This window comes from Peptoniphilus sp., from assembly GCF_022767005.1.
Classification (GTDB): domain Bacteria; phylum Bacillota; class Clostridia; order Tissierellales; family Peptoniphilaceae; genus Peptoniphilus_A.
In genome coordinates, this window is the sequence record NZ_JALEOV010000066.1 from 1 (window position 1) to 2,256 (window position 2,256).

General features: G+C 31.5%; 3 protein-coding genes. 2 read left to right on the forward strand and 1 reads right to left on the reverse strand.

Annotated elements, in window-relative coordinates; genetic code table 11:
- Positions 1–586: biosynthetic peptidoglycan transglycosylase (locus MR285_RS05255; protein WP_293558747.1), on the reverse strand; the 586-nt coding region annotated here is incomplete at its 3' end.
- Positions 587–677: 91 nt separating this feature from the next.
- Here MR285_RS05255 and hflX point away from each other — a divergent pair.
- The gene (hflX, locus tag MR285_RS05260) at positions 678–1,967 is read left to right on the forward strand and encodes a GTPase HflX (RefSeq protein ID WP_293558749.1); all 1,290 of its coding nucleotides are present in this window, start codon (positions 678–680) and stop codon (positions 1,965–1,967) included.
- Positions 1,960–2,256 (forward strand): YigZ family protein (locus MR285_RS05265; protein WP_293558751.1); only part of this gene is annotated, 297 nt, incomplete at its 3' end. The genes hflX and MR285_RS05265, both read left to right, overlap by 8 nt.

Below are 2,256 nucleotides of genomic sequence, written 5' to 3' on the forward strand. Positions count from 1 at the left end.
CCTCAATGCCATAGGCACCTTGTCCCAAATTTATTCTATTTAAGTAAGCTTCTAAAATTTCATTTTTATCTAGCACGTCTTCCACTCTTAGAGATAAATAAGCCTCTTGAATTTTTCTGCCAAGAGTTTTTTGATTTGTTAGATAGACAGAACGAACTAGTTGTTGAGTAATAGTAGATCCACCGCGCATAAGGGATCTTGATTTTATATTTGCGGCAATAGAAGATGCAATGCCAATTGGGTCAAGACCCTTGTGTTTATAAAATCTATGGTCTTCAATTGCGACAAAGGCATTTTTTACATTGTCGGGAATGTCATCTATATCCACGAGAGTTCTATATTCAAGTGATTCAATTTTTTCAATTAAATTTCCATCCTTAGAATAAATATAGGAGCTCTGATTAAAGGAAGAACTCAAATTATTTAGATCTGTGGTAGGAGTTTTTGAAATTATTGAAATAATAAGTGCTGAAAAAAGCGAAATAATTAAAACAAAAATTAAAAGCAGGATTAAAAGTGCAATTTTAATTTTTTGAGTTTTATTTAAGTTTTTAAAATTATTTTTTAAGCTTGCAAAATTTTTCATAGTTACTCCTTTTTTTAATTATATCATTTTAGCAAGCCAAATACTATTATGTGAGTTTTTTAATCTTAGCATTATGTAGTATAATATAATTATGGATAATGTTTATTTAGAGAATTTAAATTCAAATAAAAAGTTAGAGAGAGTAATTATTGTCGGTACTAATATTGGCGCTTATCCTCACAGCCTAGAGACATCTATGAAGGAGTTATCAGATCTTGTCTTTGCAGATGGTGCAGAGGTCGTGGGAGAAGTTACGCAGAATATTTATAAGTTTAATCCAAAATATTTAATTGGCTCTGGAAAAGTTGACGAAATAAAGGAAATGGTAGAACTTTTAGAAGTTGATGCCATTGTTTTTAACGATGAACTTTCTGGAATTCAAGTAAGAAATTTGGAAAAGAGAATAAAAAAGAAAGTAATCGATAGGACAAATTTAATATTAGATATTTTTGGACTTCGAGCAACAACTTACGAGGCAAAGCTTCAAGTTGAACTTGCAATGTTGGAGTATCAATTACCTAGACTTCTTGGTATCGAAGGATGGTCAAGGACTGGTGGTGGAATTGGTACAAGAGGTCCTGGAGAGCAAATTATTGAAACCGACAGAAGAAGGTTAAAAAGGGAAATCGACAAGATTAAAGAAAAACTTGAGAAGGCAAAGAAAACTAGAGACACTACTAGAACTAGAAGACTTGATAGCAATATTCCCATTGTATCACTTGTTGGTTATACAAATGCAGGCAAGTCTACGATTTTAAATAGATTAAAGGACGAGGATTCTGGAGAGGTTTCTGTAAGAAATATGCTTTTTGAAACTTTAGATCCATCTTCAAGGAAGGCTAGACTTTTGTCTGGGCGTGAATTTATAATTTCTGATACCGTTGGTTTTGTTTCAAAACTTCCAACAAAAATTGTCGAAGCTTTTAAATCAACTCTTGAAGAAATAAAATATTCAGATTTAATTCTTCACGTCATTGACGCATCAAGCGAAGATTTAGAAATTCAGTACAAAACTACTATGGCAATATTAAAAGACATTGATGTATTGGATAAAAATATAATCACAGTTTTTAACAAGGTTGACAAGGTAAATGTATACGACATAAATTTACCACTTCCAGTTCTTCCAGATAAAAAAGTGTATATTTCTGCAAAAAAAGATGAAAATATGGATGCCCTTCTAAGGATTATTGAAGAAAATCTCGAGGAAAAATATTTTGACGTAAAATTAAAATTCACCTATGGAGATACAGGTCTTCTATACAAACTAGTAGAAAAATTTGATGCCAAGCCAATTTATGAAGAGGATGGTATTTATTTAGAATTAAGGCTTAATCAGGGCGAATATGAAAAAGTAAAGGATTATGTTGTAAATGTATAATTCGATTTTAAAAAATGGCAAAGCTGAGATAGAAATAAAAAAATCTATTTTCATTGGGCGAGCCTTCTTTGTAAAAAGTGAAGATGAAGCCCTTGAAATTTTAAAAAATATTAAAGAATTAGAAAGGTCTGCAACACATAATTGCCACGCTTACATTATTGGAGAAGATGGACTTACACAGAGATACTCTGACGATGGTGAGCCTAGTGGCACAGCAGGAATTCCCATGCTTGAAGTATTGAAAAAAGAAGAAATGAAAAATGTACTTGTAATTGTAACTCGATACTTT

Bases quoted from the DNA above. Each gene is read 5' to 3' on its own strand.
- hflX (WP_293558749.1), top strand. From the start codon at position 678: ATGGATAATGTTTATTTAGAGAATTTAAATTCAAATAAAAAGTTAGAG.